The organism is Nocardioides sp. NPDC047086 (assembly GCF_040643685.1).
In the GTDB taxonomy this organism is placed as follows: Bacteria; Actinomycetota; Actinomycetes; order Propionibacteriales; family Nocardioidaceae; genus Nocardioides.
The window spans coordinates 1-13,976 of the sequence record NZ_JBEYUV010000066.1; the positions used below are offsets into that span (position 1 = coordinate 1).

Annotated in this window: 16 protein-coding genes, 1 tRNA gene and 1 pseudogene; 7 read left to right on the forward strand and 11 right to left on the reverse strand. The window is 68.0% G+C overall.

All coding sequences use genetic code 11. The features are described 5' to 3' along the window. Nucleotides 1–446 precede the first annotated feature (446 nt). On the reverse strand, nucleotides 447–1,718 hold the full coding sequence (tyrS, locus tag ABZ796_RS26835) for a tyrosine--tRNA ligase (protein WP_357341167.1): 1,272 nt from the start codon (nucleotides 1,716–1,718) through the stop codon (nucleotides 447–449). A 133-nt stretch (nucleotides 1,719–1,851) separates the two neighbouring features. On the opposite strand from tyrS, the gene ABZ796_RS26840 reads away from it, so the two are divergent. After that, nucleotides 1,852–3,291: a serine/threonine-protein kinase gene (locus ABZ796_RS26840; protein WP_357341168.1), complete on the forward strand. Its 1,440-nt coding sequence runs from the start codon at nucleotides 1,852–1,854 to the stop codon at nucleotides 3,289–3,291. A 12-nt stretch (nucleotides 3,292–3,303) separates the two neighbouring features. Here ABZ796_RS26840 and ABZ796_RS26845 read toward each other — a convergent pair whose 3' ends face one another. From ABZ796_RS26845 to ABZ796_RS26875, 7 genes and pseudogenes are all read right to left on the reverse strand, one after another. Beyond that, nucleotides 3,304–3,639 (reverse strand): gas vesicle protein K, encoded by a 336-nt coding sequence (locus ABZ796_RS26845; RefSeq protein ID WP_357341170.1) that lies wholly within the window; start codon nucleotides 3,637–3,639, stop codon nucleotides 3,304–3,306. Further along, nucleotides 3,636–4,274, reverse strand: a complete 639-nt coding sequence (locus tag ABZ796_RS26850; RefSeq protein WP_357341172.1) for a GvpL/GvpF family gas vesicle protein — start codon at nucleotides 4,272–4,274, stop codon at nucleotides 3,636–3,638. The genes ABZ796_RS26845 and ABZ796_RS26850 overlap by 4 nt, the downstream gene beginning before the upstream one ends. Beyond that, entirely contained in the window at nucleotides 4,271–4,468 is a 198-nt protein-coding gene (gvpJ, locus tag ABZ796_RS26855) for a gas vesicle protein GvpJ (protein ID WP_357341174.1), read from the reverse strand. Before gvpJ ends, ABZ796_RS26850 begins: the two co-directional genes overlap by 4 nt. Continuing rightward, on the reverse strand, nucleotides 4,465–5,268 hold the full coding sequence (locus ABZ796_RS26860; protein ID WP_357341175.1) for a GvpL/GvpF family gas vesicle protein: 804 nt from the start codon (nucleotides 5,266–5,268) through the stop codon (nucleotides 4,465–4,467). Before ABZ796_RS26860 ends, gvpJ begins: the two co-directional genes overlap by 4 nt. Next, entirely contained in the window at nucleotides 5,255–5,395 is a 141-nt protein-coding gene (locus ABZ796_RS26865) for a hypothetical protein (protein WP_357341177.1), read from the reverse strand. Before ABZ796_RS26865 ends, ABZ796_RS26860 begins: the two co-directional genes overlap by 14 nt. Continuing rightward, the gene (gene gvpO, locus ABZ796_RS26870; protein WP_357341179.1) at nucleotides 5,392–5,790 is read right to left on the reverse strand and encodes a gas vesicle protein GvpO; all 399 of its coding nucleotides are present in this window, start codon (nucleotides 5,788–5,790) and stop codon (nucleotides 5,392–5,394) included. Before gvpO ends, ABZ796_RS26865 begins: the two co-directional genes overlap by 4 nt. An 85-nt stretch (nucleotides 5,791–5,875) precedes the next feature. Beyond that, a pseudogene (locus ABZ796_RS26875) lies at nucleotides 5,876–6,529 on the reverse strand (GvpL/GvpF family gas vesicle protein); the annotation flags it as partial. Nucleotides 6,530–6,752: 223 nt separating this feature from the next. Between ABZ796_RS26875 and ABZ796_RS26880 the strand changes: the two are divergent. After that, nucleotides 6,753–8,021, forward strand: coding sequence for a helix-turn-helix domain-containing protein (locus ABZ796_RS26880; protein ID WP_357341181.1), 1,269 nt, complete (start codon nucleotides 6,753–6,755; stop codon nucleotides 8,019–8,021). 82 nt (nucleotides 8,022–8,103) lie between these two features. Beyond that, nucleotides 8,104–10,107 (forward strand): fatty acid desaturase, encoded by a 2,004-nt coding sequence (locus tag ABZ796_RS26885; RefSeq protein WP_357341182.1) that lies wholly within the window; start codon nucleotides 8,104–8,106, stop codon nucleotides 10,105–10,107. A gap of 26 nt (nucleotides 10,108–10,133) precedes the next feature. Here ABZ796_RS26885 and ABZ796_RS26890 read toward each other — a convergent pair whose 3' ends face one another. Then, nucleotides 10,134–10,793: a TetR/AcrR family transcriptional regulator gene (locus tag ABZ796_RS26890; RefSeq protein WP_357341183.1), complete on the reverse strand. Its 660-nt coding sequence runs from the start codon at nucleotides 10,791–10,793 to the stop codon at nucleotides 10,134–10,136. A gap of 32 nt (nucleotides 10,794–10,825) precedes the next feature. Continuing rightward, nucleotides 10,826–11,677 (reverse strand): lipase, encoded by an 852-nt coding sequence (locus ABZ796_RS26895; RefSeq protein WP_357341184.1) that lies wholly within the window; start codon nucleotides 11,675–11,677, stop codon nucleotides 10,826–10,828. A gap of 205 nt (nucleotides 11,678–11,882) precedes the next feature. On the opposite strand from ABZ796_RS26895, the gene ABZ796_RS26900 reads away from it, so the two are divergent. The 4 genes from ABZ796_RS26900 (at nucleotide 11,883) to ABZ796_RS26915 (ending at nucleotide 13,389) form a co-directional block, all read left to right on the forward strand. Further along, a tRNA-Ile gene (locus ABZ796_RS26900) sits at nucleotides 11,883–11,959 on the forward strand. Nucleotides 11,960–12,097: 138 nt separating this feature from the next. Beyond that, a complete protein-coding gene (locus ABZ796_RS26905; RefSeq protein WP_357341185.1) occupies nucleotides 12,098–12,277 on the forward strand; it encodes a hypothetical protein in 180 nt (59 codons plus the stop codon). A 22-nt stretch (nucleotides 12,278–12,299) separates the two neighbouring features. Beyond that, nucleotides 12,300–12,902, forward strand: coding sequence for a hypothetical protein (locus ABZ796_RS26910; protein ID WP_357341186.1), 603 nt, complete (start codon nucleotides 12,300–12,302; stop codon nucleotides 12,900–12,902). A gap of 61 nt (nucleotides 12,903–12,963) precedes the next feature. Further along, nucleotides 12,964–13,389, forward strand: coding sequence for a P27 family phage terminase small subunit (locus ABZ796_RS26915; protein WP_357341187.1), 426 nt, complete (start codon nucleotides 12,964–12,966; stop codon nucleotides 13,387–13,389). Here ABZ796_RS26915 and ABZ796_RS26920 read toward each other — a convergent pair. After that, complete coding sequence (locus ABZ796_RS26920; protein ID WP_357341188.1) at nucleotides 13,386–13,772, reverse strand: hypothetical protein; 387 nt, start codon at nucleotides 13,770–13,772, stop codon at nucleotides 13,386–13,388. The genes ABZ796_RS26915 and ABZ796_RS26920 overlap by 4 nt on opposite strands. Nucleotides 13,773–13,976 lie beyond the last annotated feature (204 nt).

The window sequence follows — 13,976 nt, forward strand, 5'->3', positions numbered from 1 at the left end:
GGCCGGTCCTGCCTCGCAGACTTTATCAGAGCCACTCTCGCTTTACCAACTCGGCGCTTTCGCGCTTTCCGCTGGATTAGCAGTTGTTTCTCTGCCTTGTCTTGGAGGACTTTATCGGATCTCGCTTTGTTGTCCAATTCGGCGAATTCTCGCTCTTATCGGATAACGACGATATCCACGCCGACACAGCACAAGACGATCAATCTGCGGTTCGTCACGGTCTTGACGTCTGATCCGAAGACCCGACTGAGACTCTGAACCGAGCTGAAGCTCGAGAATGTTGGCGGCCGACTCAGGGGCCGGAAACCCGTTCGAAGACTCGAACTTGCTTCCCGCCGCACCCCGGCGACCAGATGAACATTACGCCTCAGTGACGCCCTTGCCAAATCGAGGAACGCCCCAGCGAAGGCGGTCACCTTCACTGGGGCGTTCTCGCAGGTCAGAACCTACTTGAGGCGTACGCCGGCGAACTTCTTCTTGCCCCGGCGCAGGACGACCCAGCCGTCGCCGAGCAACTCTTTTTCGCCGAGCGACCCTTCGGCGTCCTCGACACGGACGTTGTTGACGTACGCCCCGCCCTCCGAGATCGTCCGGCGGGCCTCCCCCTTGGAAGAGACGAGGCCGGCGGCGATGAAGAGGTCGACGTAGGTCGGCAGCTCCTCACCACGCTCCAGCTCGACGGCACCGGCCTCCGTGATCGCGGCGGCCAGCGTCGTACTGCTCAGGGTGGCCAGGTCGCCGCCGCCGAAGAGCGCGGCTGCGGCCTGCTTTGCCTGCTCGGTCTCCCCCGCCCCGTGGACGAGGGTGGTCATGTGATCGGCGAGCGCCTTCTGCGCCACCCGCAGGAACGGCTTCTCCGCGTGCTGGGCCTCCAGGGCTTCGATCTCCTCGTGGGAGAGGAAGGTGAAGACACGGAGCATCTCCCCCACCTTGGCGTCCTCGACGTTGAGCCAGAACTGGTGGAAGGCGTAGGGCGACATCATCGTCGGGTCGAGCCAGAGGGCGCCGCCCTCGGTCTTGCCGTACTTGGTGCCGTCGGCCTTCGTGATCAGTGGCGTCGTGAAGGCGTGAACGGTCTCGCCGGTGACCCGGCGGACCAGCTCGACACCGCCGGTGATGTTCCCCCACTGGTCCGAGCCACCGAACTGAAGACTCACCCCGTGCGTACGGAAGAGGTTCAGGTAGTCCATGGACTGCAGGAGGATGTAGGAGAACTCGGTGTAGGAGATGCCGTCCTCGAGACGCTTCTTCACCGTGTCACGGGCGAGCATCCGGTTGACCGGGAAGTGCTTGCCGATGTCACGGAGGAAGTCGATCACCGACAACGACGCCGTCCAGTCGGCGTTGTTGACCATCGTCGCGGCGGTCTCGCCCTCGAAGGAGACGAACCGCTCGATCTGGCTGCGCACCTTCCCGACCCATTCCTTGACCGTCTCGGGCGAGTTGAGCGTGCGCTCCCCGGAGTCACGGGGGTCACCGATCATCCCGGTGGCACCACCGACCAGTACGTAGGGCGTGTGGCCGGCCCGCTGCAGGCGCATGGCCATGGTGATCTGTAGCAGGTTGCCCATGTGCAGGCTCGGCGCGGTGGGGTCGAACCCGATATAGAACTTCACACTCCCGCCGGCCAGCGCTTCTCGGAGCGCGTCGCGGTCCGTCGAGTCGGCGATGAGGCCTCGCCACTCGAGGTCGTCGAGGAGTGTGGGATCGATGGACACGTGGTGCCTTTCTCAGGTCGTTCTCAAATGGTGTTTCCGGGGCCCGGAACGGGCTGTCCCTGAAGCAAGGGTAGTAGGCGATACCCCCTAGAGTTGACCACTGGCGTTCGCGACAAGATTTGAGGGGACCTGGGTGATCGCAGGGAGGTACCGGCTCGAGAGGGAGCTCGGCCGGGGAGCGATGGGGGCCGTCTGGCTCGCCACCGACGAAGTTCTGGGGCGTTCGGTGGCGCTCAAACAGCTGATCGCACTCGACGGCGTATCGGATGCCGCCGTCGAACGCGAGGCACGGCTCGCCGCGCGGCTGGTCCACCCGAACGTCGTCGCCGTCTTCGATCTGGTGCGCGACGACGACAAGCCGTGGCTGGTGATGGAGTACGTCGAGGGGAAGACCCTCGCTCACATGGTGCGCGACGACGGGCCGCTGCCCATCGAGGACGCCGCGAGGCTGATCGGTCAGATCGCCTCCGCCCTGCGCTCGGCCCATGCCGCCGGTATCGTCCACCGGGATGTGAAGCCCGCCAACATCGTGGTCGGCCGGGCCGACCGCGCCAAGCTGACCGACTTCGGGATCGCGCGTGGCGTCGACTCCCAGACCACGCAGACCGGGCAGGTCACCGGCTCGCCGGCGTACCTGGCTCCGGAGATCGCAACCGGCGGGCGGGCCACGCCGGCCAGCGACATGTGGTCGCTGGGGGCCACGCTCTTCCAGGCGCTGACCGGCGAGCCTCCCTACGGGATCGGCGACAACGCGCTGGCGACGCTGTATCGGGTGGTGCACGAGGATCCGCCGCGTACGCCGCTGGCCGGTCGGCTCGCGCCGCTGCTGGAACACACGATGGCCTACGACCCCGCCGAGCGGTGGTCGGCCGAGGACGTCCTCGACTTCCTGGCCGGGCGGCTGGCGCCCGAGAAGCTGGAGCCGGTGGCGCTGCGTACGCAGACGCTCGCGGCGGTCGCGGCTCCTGCGCCTTCGCCGGCGGCCCCATCGGGACAGGCCCAATCGACCAGCACGCCGACTCGGCGTCGCTGGTGGCCGGTCGTGCTGGTCGCCGCTGCGGCGCTGGTGCTGCTGGTCGGTGGTGCGCTGTGGGCCAACCGCGGCGAGGAGCCGGCGGCGAAGCCGAAGCCGGCCGCGTCCGGGTCGCCGCTGTCGGAAGCCAGCGACGATGCCACCGAGGAGGCAGCGGACGCCGAGAAGTCGGAAGAGGCTTCCGAGAAGCCCTCGCCCAGCGAGTCCCCGAGCGAGAGCCCCTCCGCCGGCCCGACCGCCGAGGGGATCGACGCCTTCATCCGCAGCTATCTCGCGACCGCGCCCGCGAACCCCGACAGCGCCTTCAGCTCGATGCTGACCCCGGCGTTCCAGGCCAGCAGCGGCGGTCTCGAGGGCTACCGCGACTGGTGGAGCACCGTGGCGAGCACCAGCGTCGTCTCGGTCTCCCCCAGCGTCGACCCGCTCAAGGTGACCTACACCTACAAGTACACGATGAAGGACGGCCGCCAGGACGGCGGCACGGTGACGTTGGGGCTCGTCTACGCCGACGGGAAGTACCTCATCAACAGCGAGGGCTGAGCGCCCAGCTCCTCAGAGGAGCTTGCCCAGGGGGCCCAGGTCGATGTTGAGATCCTCCGGGGTGAGCCCGAAGTGGTCGCGCAGCTCCGTCATCTTCTCGTCCAGCAGCATCAGGGTCTGACCCAGGCGTTCGATGTCCTCCTCGCTCAGGCCGCCCGCATCCATGCGGCGGATCGCCTGGCGCTCCATCAGCTGCCGAAGCAGCTCCACCAGGGTGAGCACGAGCTGTACGAGCCACTTCTCGACGGATTCCGGATCCGCATCGATCCGTCTGCTCGAGGCGGAGGGCAGGTCGGTCTCCCCGTCCAGGTCCAGGGGCCACGGATCCGCCTTGTCGGGCCGCGTCATGTGCTGACCTCCTGACAGAAGCTGAACGGGGGCCACGGGCCGGTGACCGTCACCTCGCGGCGACTCGCGGCCCAGTCTCGGATGACTTCCCGGGCTTCCTCCACGTGCTCGTCGGGGAGCAGGACCGAGAGCCGCGCCTCCTGCGGGCGGACCGACCGCAGCGTCGTGATCTCCGAGGCGTAGGGAGCGAGCAACGCGGTCAGCTCCGCGTTCTCGTCGTCATGCTGCTTCAGCTCCGCCGCGCGCCGACGGAGATAGTCCGAGCCCGTCTGCTCGTCCTTGACACGCTCGGGGACACGACCGGGCAGCGGAAGGTGGACGATGCACTCGCTGTGCCCCGTGACGGCGGTGATCCGGTCGGTCCACTCGCTCTCGCGCTCCGCGACCAGCTGGTCCAGCTCATCGAGGTCGCTCACGACCGTCCCGAAGCGCATCGGCAGCACAGGGACGTACGACCACAGCTGGTGGAGGACTCGCCCGAACCCGAGCAGTTCGCGCGCCGAGCGTTGAGGGGACTGTGTCCGCGGCTCGACGAAGACGGTCACCCCGCCGGAACGGTGTGCCTGCAGCGGGGTGTCGACCACCTCGCCTGCGCTGCCGGCATCCGCGGTTGCCACGGCGTAGAGGAGCATCATGCCTGCCTCCCGGATCCGGGAAGCGAAACCTTGTGGGCCGGGGCGAGTACCAGGCGCAGGCCGAGGTAGACGAGGTCGACCCCTGCGAGCGAGAGGACGATGTCACCGCCCACCACGACACCGCCGTCGATCAGACGATCGATGAGGTCGACGAGCGCGGTGTCGTCGAGGGCCGGGGAGTGCTCGAGCGTCACGGCGCCGTCCCGGTCAGGTCGTCGCTGTTCTGGTCGGCCGCACCGACGAAGCTGTAGGGCGGCCACGGACCGGTGACCTCGACTCGCATACCGGCGTCCGCGACCATCCGGCGGTGATGCTCCTCGGCGATCCGGACGAACCGCTGCTCCCCCTGGTGAGGGACGAGGTAGGCGCTGTTGAGCAGCATCGGATCCTCTCGGCCGGTCACCGCGCTGTCCAGTGGCGCCCTGACCACGCTCGCGGTCGCCTCGCGCGCCAGCGCCTCGTGAGTGTCCGTCACGGCAAGCTCCCGCCGTCGTCGTGCCTCGTCCCGGGAACCCTGTTGGGACCGGCGCCGTTCGAGATATTCGCGGCCGCTGCGCGGGGCCGGCGTCTCGGTCGGTCCAGGAGACGAGGTCGGGAAGATCTGGACGGACCACTCGGCGTGTCCGGCCAGGAACCGCCAGGCGCGTTCGAGGGCCTGGCGACTCGAGTCCAGCGCAGCGATCAGCACCTCGTCGCTCGGGTAGATGCCGGGCAGCTGCAGCGGTAGCACGTCACCGTGCTCGACCAGGTGCTGGAGCACCTCGTGGTGGGCGGCGACGACGGGCGTGACCCAGCGGGTGTCCTCCCCGTGCTCCGCCCACACGGCCTCGCCGAAGGATGCGGCCTCGAGATCGCTGACGACCACCTCGAGGTCGTGGAACGGGATGGTGCGAACGTCCGCGTTCATGATCCCGTGCTCAGGCATGGTCCGGGGCTCGTCACGTTGGATGAATCCGTACGGATGGACGACCGCGGTCGCGTCAGCGGCGCTCACGACTCTTCTCACCTTCCACCATCTGGCTCTCACCGCCGATGCTGCGCTCGAGCACATCGGCGAGATTCTGGGGCGATGACTGGGGCCGGTTGTTCACGAAGACCGGCGTGCGCGGTGTCTCTGTCATCGATCATCCACCTGCGCTCGGACGTAGCGGTGGACGCGGCGGTAGCCGGTGATCTCGCCGTTCGGGTCGACGGTCACCTCGTAGGAGACAAGGACATCGGTCGTCTCCGGGACTCGTTCCAGCTCGAGGATGTCCGCGCTGACGACCCAGCCGTCGTCGCGACGGATTGCCGTCACCCCCTCGGCGGGACATCCCACGAGCGCCTCGAGGTCGGCAGCCTCCTCCTCGGTCAACAGACCCGCCTCCCGGCGAGCGTCGACGTCCTCGAGCGCGGCTTGGATGATGGCGGGGTCGAAGTACTGGCTCTCGGCCTCGTCCCGGATCTGCTCCGCCACCCAGACCACACCGCGCACGGGAGCGATGGGCAGGGTCAGCAGCTGCGTGATCAGGCCCATGCGAGCTCTCCCGACGAGGCGGCGTCGAGAATGCGTACGGCGGCTGCGGGCCGACGTAGCGAAGCGACGCCAGCGGCGCCAGGTCCTCACGTAGCGTGGTGACCGTGGCGTCGAGCTCGCTCTGCCGGTCACGCTCGACCAGCAGGAACACCTCGGCGGCCTGCAGGGCTCCGCGGATCTCGCGGAGGGAGACGGCACGGGCGGTCGGGGCGATCCGGTCGACAACGCCGTCGCCCACCTCGGCCCGGAGCGCTTCGAGCGCGGCCGCGATGGCCTCGCCCAGGCGTACGTCCGCCGCGTGCCGGTCCTGCGGGGCTGCTCGCTGTAGGTGGTCGCGCAGCGCGACGAGATCGGGGTCCCGTCGCAGCACCTCTTTGAGCGCTTCCTGCTCGACCAGGTCGACGGCGACGGTGAGCTGCAGCAGGCCCTGGAACCGTTCCAGGAGCGGGCGGATCTCGCCACCGCGGCTCTCGATCAGCTCGCGGCGTACGGTGTCGTCGTCCGGCATCTCGACGCCGAACTGCATGGGCAGCACCGTCCCGAGCGCGGCCATCGCCTCGAGCGTGTGTGCGTGTGCCATCAGGTCTTCGCGCAGCACGCGCGAGTCGGCGTCCACATCGCTGACGAGCACCCGAACGCCACCGCCGTCGACGTGGCGCAGCGGACGTCTGGATCGTCCCTTTCGGTCCGCGGGGATCGTGACCGAGGTGTCCGTGACTCCGTAAACGTGGACAGGCACGGTCAGTCCTCCTTCTCCTTGGTCTGTCTGGAGGTGCTCTTCCGAGTGCGTCGAGCAGGCTGCATGCGGCCCTGACCTTCGTCCTCGTCGTCGTCCTCGTCGGAGTCCTCGTCGTCGCTGCCGAGAATGCTCCCGAGCCTCTCCTTCGGGCCGCGGGACATACCTTCATGCCGGAATTCGTGCCACCGACCGGGGGCCAGAGCGCGCTGGATAGTCTCCGCGCATGGGAGACAGCGCGGGACAGGAGGACGACCTGCCGGAGTCGGTCGTGATCGAGCTGCGTCGCACCGCTGCCGAGCTGCTGGGGCAGGTGTCCGCGTACGCCGATGACATGCTCGCCTACATCCTGGAGCAGATCCCGGAAGCGAGCGCGGATGACGAGATCCGTGGCCTGACGCTGGGGTCGTGCTCCTCGAACCTGGAGGCCGCGATGTCGATGGTGCGGCACGGTATCGACGTGAGCGCCGCGACAGCGCCGGTCACCGCGCTCCAGCATGCCCGCGCAATGGCCACCCGCGGCTACAGCGTCGACGTGATGCTGCGTTTCTACCGGGTCGGTCACGCCTACTTCAGCGAACGAGTCCTGACCAGGATCACCGACCTGGTGCCGGACCCGGTACTCGCCCTGGCGGTGGTCGCGCACCTGCAGCAGTACGCGTTCGCCTACACGGACCGCATCGCCAGCGAGGTCGCCGCCGAGTACGTCGCCGAGCTCGATCGGATCCAGACCCAGGCCCGGGCGGCCCGGACGGATGCGGTCCGCGCGTTGATCGCCGGCGGGCGTACGGATCTCCGCCGCGCAGAGAGCACCTTGTCCCACCGGCTCACCGGGTGGCAGACCGCCTTCGTCTGCTGGACCGACAGCGATGACGTCGATCTGGCGCGTGTGGGTGGGACGGTCGGCGCCCACCTCGGCTCACCTCATCCCCTGCTCGTCCCCGACGGCGCCCGGGCACTGTGGGGCTGGGTCTCCACCACGGCTGCTCCCGACATCGCACCGGTGGACCTCCGGCCTCTGGCCGGGACCATCCCGGACACGGTCCGGGTCACGCTCGGCACGCCGGCGCGGGGTTCCGCCGGCTTCCGGACCTCCCATCTCCAGGCGCAGCGCGGCCGTCGCATCATCGAGCTCGCAGGTCGCGGAGCAGTGGTGACGCCGTACGCCGAGCTGGCGCTCGTGGACACGATGAGCGGCGACCTCGACCTGACCCGTGCCTTCGTCGCCACCGAGCTCGGTGGGCTGGCGGTCGCCGGCCGCCGTGAGGGGGAAGAGCGACGAGCGGTGCTCGCGGTGCTCGACGCGCAGGGTGGCCTGGCGGCCGCGGCAACCGAGCTCGGCGTACACCGCAACACCGTGCTGCAGCGTATGCGCCGGGCCGAGGAGCGGCGCGGCCGTCCGGCGACCGAGCGCGTCGCCGAGCTGCATGCGGCGTTGCGTCTTGTCGACGTGCTGGGACCGCTCGTGCTCGCACCGGAGCCTGACCGGACCTAACCGGCCTGGATGTGCTCCGCGCACATCGACGTGGGCTCGGCACCTCTCGCGGAGTGCGGCTCGACGTCCGTACGTTTCGGGCATGTCGACGACGACGGAACAACCCCCAGCCACCCGCCAAGCGCTCCCCGACCCGGGCGAGCGGGTCCCCACGATCTCCTGGCCCATCGTGGGCATCTTCTCCGGCGCGATCGCGGTCTTCGCGGCCTCGACCTGGGCGGCGTTGGCCGAGCGGCTCCCGGTCCCGGTGACCGTCCTGCTCAGTGCGGCTGCGATCTTCGTGTTGTTCACCGTGCTGCACGATGCCGCGCACTACTCGGTCAGCACCCACCGCTGGGTCAACGTGGCCTTCGGCCGGGTCGCGATGTTCTTCGTCTCGCCGCTGATCTCGTTCAAGTCGTTCGCGTTCATCCACATCGAGCACCACCGCAACACCAACGACGACGACAACGACCCCGACCACTTCGTCAGCGGCGCTTCGTGGTGGCAGGTTCCGTTCCGGTTTCCGCTGATGGACCTCCCGTACCTGTCCTTCCTGGTGCGCAACGTCCGGCGTCGTCCTCGAGCAGAGGTGCTCGAGACGGTCTTCCTGATGATCACGGCGACCGCCGTGATCATCGCCGCGGGCTTCAACGGCCAGCTGTGGACGCTGGCGGTGGTGTATCTGATCCCCGAGCGGATCGCGATCTTCGTGCTGGCGTGGTGGTTCGACTGGTTGCCGCACCACGACCTCGAGGACACCCAGCAGGAGAACCGCTACCGCGCCACTCGCAACCGGGTCGGCTCCGAATGGGTGCTGACTCCCCTGCTCCTCTCCCAGAACTACCACCTCGTCCACCACCTGCACCCCTCGATCCCGTTCTACCGCTACGTCGCGGCCTGGCGCCGCAACGAGGAGGCCTACCTCGAGCGCGAGGCGGCGATCGGCACCGTCTTCGGCCATCAGCTCGACGCGGACGAGTACCGCGAGTGGAAGACGCTCAACGGCAAGATGGCCCGGCTCCTCCCGGTGCGGATGCCGACGCGATCCTCCGCTCGTGCCGCGGAGTTCCACCCGGTCCCGGTCGCCGCCGTCGACCGGCTGACCCACGACAGCGTGCTGATCCGCTTCGACGTACCTGACGAGCTGCGCGAGAAGTTCTCCTTCGAACCCGGTCAGCACGTCACAGTCCGCACCGACCTCGGCGGCAAGGGCGTACGTCGCAGCTACTCGATCTGCTCCTCGGCCACCTCCGACACCCTGGCGATCGCGGTCAAGCACATCCCCGACGGAGCCTTCTCGACCTTCGCGATGGAGCAGCTCCGCGCCGGCGACACCCTCGAGCTGATGACTCCGACCGGTTCGTTCGGGACGGCGGTCGACCCGCTCAGCGCCAAGAGCTACGTCGCGGTCGCAGCCGGCAGCGGCATCACCCCGGTCCTCTCGATCCTGCAGACGACGCTTGCCGTCGAGGCCGACAGCCGCTTCACCCTGTTCTACGGCAACCGGGACGCGGACAGCACGATGTTCCGCGACGAGCTCGACGAGCTCGAGGCGCGCTACGCCGACCGTCTCCGGGTCGTCCACGTACGCTCCCGCGACCCGCAGCACCCGGCCCACCTGCGCGGCCGGATCGACCGGGACAAGCTCGAACGCTGGCTCGGGCCACACCTGACCGCATCCTCGGTGGACGAGTGGTTCCTGTGCGGACCGGTCGAGATGGTGGCCGACCTACGCGACCTGCTCCTCGAGGGCGGCGCCGACCCCGACCGCGTCCACGTCGAGCTCTTCCACGGCTACCGGAAACCCCAGGTCGGCGACGGCTTCGCCCCGGCGACCGTCACGCTCGGCCTGCGCGGCCGCCAGCACGAGATCTCCCTGGCTGCCGGTGACACCGTTCTCGAGGGCGCGTTGCAGGCCGGGCTGGACGCGCCGTACGCCTGCCTCGGCGGGGCTTGCGGGACCTGCCGGGCGAAGCTGGTGCAGGGATCGGTCTCCATGGAGCAGAACTTCGCCCTGTCCCCGGCCGAGGTCGAGACCGGCCACGTGCTCACCTGCCAGTCCCGCCCGACCACGCCGACGGTCACCGTCGACTACGACGACTGAACCGACCGGGCCGGCGCTGCCCACGGCTAGCTGCCGTTGCGTACGGCTCCGTAGAAGTCGCTCAGGCGAGTGATCAGCTCCTCGACCGAAGCCGGGGTGGGTCCTGCGGCGGGTACGTCGAGGATCCAGTCCGCGATGATGTCGAACAGGCCGCCGATCAGGCCGATCGCGATCCCGTGATAGCGGTCGGTCACGTCGGTGCCGTAGCCGACCCAGAGGTCTTCGACGAACGCCGCGGCCGCGCGGCGGTTCTCGCGGCGCTGTCGCTCGGCCGCCGGTGTGATGGCACTGCCCTGACCGAAGGTGACCTGGGCGACCCGGACGTCGTCGACGAAGACGTGCGCCAGCTCCGCGAGCAGCAGGCGCGTACCGGTCTTCTCGTCGGGTGCTTCGGTGGCCACCGCGGCGAGCCGTGCGAAGGCCCCGTCGGTGATCTGGCGCAGCAGGGCGGCGTAGAGGTCGTCGCGGTTGTCGAAGGACTCGTAGAAGGACTTGGTGGCGACGTACGCGTGCTGGCACAGCTGCTCGATCGAGGTGTTGACGAAGCCTTGCGCGGCGAACAGCTCGAGCGCCGCATCCAGCAGCGCCTGCCGGCGCTGCTCACGGCGCTGGTCGGCGTCCAGGCCGCGGATCACCCTCTGCTGCTTGCCCGTGGCCTTGCCGCTGGTGCTGTTGCGTGGCGTCACGGCACCGAGGTTAGAGCACTCTCCTCAACGCCTCAGGACAGCCAGGGCATCGGTACGCAGCTGACCGGCCTGGCGTTCGCCGGGTCGAGCGCGTTGGTCACGAGCGCGAACACGTTCGGGTCCCAGGCGAGGCCGACGTGGCCGCTGTGGTCGAGCGCGCAGACGTCTTGGAGGACGACGTTCTTCACGTTGCTCGCCGGGGCGAGGATGCCGCTGGTGTAGGGCGTGACGGCCTCGTCGTACTTGGTGACGATGGTGGTGTAGCGGGGTCCGGGAACGCTCACGCCACCTTCGTTGAGGTCCTTCATGAACGCCGAGGCGGGCGCGAACTCGTTGCAGGCCGGGCAGCCGCCGGCCTCCAGGACGGGCCGGAACCCGAGCAGGTCCGCCAGGTCCTGCAGACCCGCCAGACTCGTCCCCTTGAAGTTGGAGCCGAAGCCGACGAAGTGCTTGACCACGGTGTCGCCGCCGAGGAACTTCAGGTAGTACGCCGGCACGGTCGTCCCCTCGGAGTGCCCGGCGATGCTGACCTTCGCCGCCCCCGTCGAGGCGCGGACCTTCGCCACGAACGCGTCGAGCTCGGCCGCGCTTTCGCGCATCGATGCGAGCCCGCCGGTGAACGGGCCCCAGTGGGTGGTGCCGTACGTCTTGTAGTAGACGCAGTAGCCCTTGCCCTTCAGGTGCTGGGAGAGCAGCGCCATGCCGACGTCACCGCTGCTGCCCAGACCGTGCCACAGCACAACCGGCTCCGGATGCGCAGCGCTCGGCTGACAGGTCCAGTCGTTGATGCCCGACGTCGGCGCGGCGGTGGCCGGCGTGGCCACCGCAAGGCTGGCGAGAACCGCGACGAGCGCGGTTCCCAGACAAGCAACGAGTCTCTTCATGGGTCCCTCCCGGACAGTGAAACGTGACGACGGTCACCCGAATTGGAACATGATTGCCGCTTTGAAACAAGAGACCATTTCCAAAATGCGTCGCGTCAGCGATCGCCCGTCGCCGTGATGAATGCCCACGAACGGGACATGCCGAGGGCGAAGCTGCCGACTGGCGCCTGCGTGGTGTCCACGTGGCGACCGCTAAGATCTGCGCGGGCCGTTAGCTCAGTCGGTTAGAGCAGAGGACTCATAATCCTTGGGTCGCGGGTTCGAGCCCCGCACGGCCTACCAACGCAGGTCTGACCTGCGGATACTCGCAAGCCGAACAACGGAATTAGTCCGGCACAGCGCACGAATATCAGAGGACTCCCCGAATACGGTGGGGAACCTTCCCCGGTTGCTCTCCCACCTAGCGGAAGGTTTCCGACTGTGCCAACTCGCACTGCGAGCGCGCCAGCGCTCTATGACATCGGCCTGGATCTGGCCGAACTGCTGCCCGCCCCGGCGTTCAAGAGGGACGAGTTGGCGATCAAGGTCACCGGTCGTTTCGGGATCGGTTGCCCCGGGCTCGACAAGACGGTGCGAGCACTCGAGATCGCAGCCGTGTGATCGGCTACCCAGATCGGGGTAGGTGCGTCGAAAGCCCGGCGACGGCAAGGTCGTGCACGGCAAGGGTTCTGACGTGGATCAGGGCGTTGCAGGGCTCATCGGGGCGGCTATCGGTGCTGGTGGTGCGATTGTCGGGCAGGTAGTGACGACCGTTGCCACTGGCAAGACAAACGCGAAGCGTTTCGCCTGGGAGCAGGCGCAGACGGTACGACGCGAGAGGGCCGAGGGTGCCGCTCGTTTCGCCGAGACCAAGCGTGAACTGTACGCAGCATTCCTGGCGCGACATGCAACGTTCCGTGAAGAAGTGCTGTTGCCGTACGAGCCTAAGAAGCAAGGACTTCCATCGGACCTTCAGGGAAGTGCTGGCGATCTCGCAAATGCATGGATGGCGTTCTCGAAGGACGGGCGTCGGATGCAGGAGGAGATTACGTTGGTCGCTCCGGCACTGGCGGGGGACTCGCACCGTCTTATGGTCGCGAGCGCGCATGCGTTCACACGCTCGTTCGGCGGCGAGGACAAGGCCGCACGGCTTCATGAGTATGACAACGCGATCGTGGCTTGCCGTCGGGCGATGGCCGCCGAACTGAACGGCCAGCCTCTGTCGACCTATGGATCCGGTGCGTAAGCCGTGAAAGGAAACTGAACCATGGGCAAACTCGAAGGGCCGACGCCCGGCCCCCACTAACGTGAAGGCGCTGCGTGGCGACCGTGCATCGCGGACCAACCAGAACGAGCCCGTACCGCGTGAAGCCTCACCGGAGCCGCCCGAGTGGGCGACCGAGTCGTGGCTGGCGATCTGGGAGCGGCTACGTCACGAACTCGCCCCGATGGGCTTGTGGCTCTCAGCCGACAGGGACGCCATCGTCGCATTGGTGACCACGATCGACTGCTGTGCCCGCGTCGTCGTCGGTGCCCCTGCGGTCATCCGTGGAGCGGACGGGGCACCGACGCACAATCCGTTGGGCGGGGAGATGCGCCGACTCTCGGCAGAGGTCGCGCGGTGGTGCTCCCACTTCGGACTCACTCCGGCTGAGCGTTCCCGGATCAGCAAGCCCGTCTCGGCGGTCAAGCCCTGGGAGAGCCACGACCTCGACGGGCGGAACTACGGCTAGAGCAGTTTGTCGAGCCGGTCGCGTATCTCGGCCAGCGCGACCCGCTGCGCATCCATCGACTCACCGTAGAAGAGGAAATCAGACCGGAGCCGTTCCAACTGGTTCTGAACCACCTCGAACTTGGCGTCGATCACCTTCATGAAGTTCTCGTGGTTGTCGCGGGTGCTCGTAAGCACCATGTCGACCTTCTGCTCGACCCGCTTGAGTTCGATCTCTGGGCCCTTGCTGACCGCGTCGATCCGTTGGTCGACCCGCTTGATCTCGCCTTCCGACCCCTTGCCGTTGGCGTCGATCAGGTGCTTGATCCACACCGCACAGCCGAACACCGTTCCGCTGAGGACACTCACAGCCGCCACGATGACGCCAACCATCTGCCATGTCATGAGCCCACCTAACGCACGCCCCGGACGCGCTGGGAGGTGGCACGGCTCGCACATCCCTAGATCTGATGACCGGTCCATGCGCGGCAAGCCAGAACGCCAGTTCGGGCGCGCTGTGAGAACGCTTGGCCGGGGGTTCCTCGCGCGAGGGTCCGCCGAACTCCCGGCCGACTTCCGCACCGTGTATGGCGAGATGAAGAACTACCT

What these genes read in the sequence shown, in the direction of transcription:
- ABZ796_RS26845 (WP_357341170.1), bottom strand. Translation starts at nt 3,639, where the DNA reads ATGACGCGGCCCGACAAGGCGGATCCGTGGCCCCTGGACCTGGACGGG.
- ABZ796_RS26850 (WP_357341172.1), bottom strand. Translation starts at nt 4,274, where the DNA reads ATGATGCTCCTCTACGCCGTGGCAACCGCGGATGCCGGCAGCGCAGGC.
- ABZ796_RS26865 (WP_357341177.1), bottom strand. Translation starts at nt 5,395, where the DNA reads ATGACAGAGACACCGCGCACGCCGGTCTTCGTGAACAACCGGCCCCAG.
- gvpO (WP_357341179.1), bottom strand. Translation starts at nt 5,790, where the DNA reads ATGGGCCTGATCACGCAGCTGCTGACCCTGCCCATCGCTCCCGTGCGC.
- ABZ796_RS26880 (WP_357341181.1), top strand. Translation starts at nt 6,753, where the DNA reads ATGGGAGACAGCGCGGGACAGGAGGACGACCTGCCGGAGTCGGTCGTG.
- ABZ796_RS26885 (WP_357341182.1), top strand. Translation starts at nt 8,104, where the DNA reads ATGTCGACGACGACGGAACAACCCCCAGCCACCCGCCAAGCGCTCCCC.
- ABZ796_RS26895 (WP_357341184.1), bottom strand. Translation starts at nt 11,677, where the DNA reads ATGAAGAGACTCGTTGCTTGTCTGGGAACCGCGCTCGTCGCGGTTCTC.
- ABZ796_RS26920 (WP_357341188.1), bottom strand. Translation starts at nt 13,772, where the DNA reads ATGACATGGCAGATGGTTGGCGTCATCGTGGCGGCTGTGAGTGTCCTC.